Here is a 611-nt window from a genome sequence, read left to right as displayed (position 1 = left end):
CACGGCGCGGGTGGAGGAGAACGTGCAGACGTTCCAGCAGATCGTGGCCTCGACCAACCAGCAGCAGCTGGGGATCGAGCAGGTGATGGGGGCGCTGCAGAACATCCGCCAGGCCAGCCAGCAGACGGCGGCCGGCACCCGCGAGGTCGAGGCGGCCTCGGCCAACCTCACGGACCTCGCCCAGGCGCTGATGGCCCTGGCCGAACGCTACCGGCACTGAGGCCGGGCCGCGGGGGAGGGACACCGACCCACGGCGGATGACCATCCGTGCGGGCTCTCGGCGCCGGCTCGACAATGCCGACACGGCCGCCCGGCAGATCGTGCTTCCCGCAAACGAAAAGCCCCAGACGCGGATGCGGCTGGGGCTGGGTCGAAGGCTCGGTCGGCCTGTCGGATCTGACGGACTCATGCCCGCCTCATCCAGAAGAAGACGCTCCCGGCCCGGAGGCCGGAAGCGTCTTCTTGAGGTCCTAGTACGAGCCGAACTTGTAGTTCAGGCCGGCGCGGACGACGGCGAACTCGTCGTCGCGGCGACCGATCGCGCTGGAATAGGCCGGGGCGAGGTTGGCGGCGTTGACGAGCAGGACACCCTGGTTGCGGGTGCCGCGGTC

The 611-nt window shown here is 70.0% G+C and carries 2 pseudogenes; one reads left to right on the top strand and one right to left on the bottom strand.

Going from position 1 to position 611, the window contains the following annotated elements:
* A pseudogene (locus MKL20_RS00010) lies at nucleotides 1-220 on the top strand (chemotaxis protein); the annotation flags it as partial.
* A gap of 250 nt (nucleotides 221-470) precedes the next feature.
* On the opposite strand, the pseudogene MKL20_RS00005 reads toward MKL20_RS00010, so the two are convergent.
* Nucleotides 471-611, bottom strand: a pseudogene (locus MKL20_RS00005) (porin family protein); the annotation flags it as partial.

Origin of the sequence: Methylobacterium sp. E-066 (genome assembly GCF_022829635.1) — a bacterium.
GTDB lineage: Bacteria > Pseudomonadota > Alphaproteobacteria > Rhizobiales > Beijerinckiaceae > Methylobacterium.
This window is presented reverse-complemented; position numbering and strand designations above follow the sequence as displayed.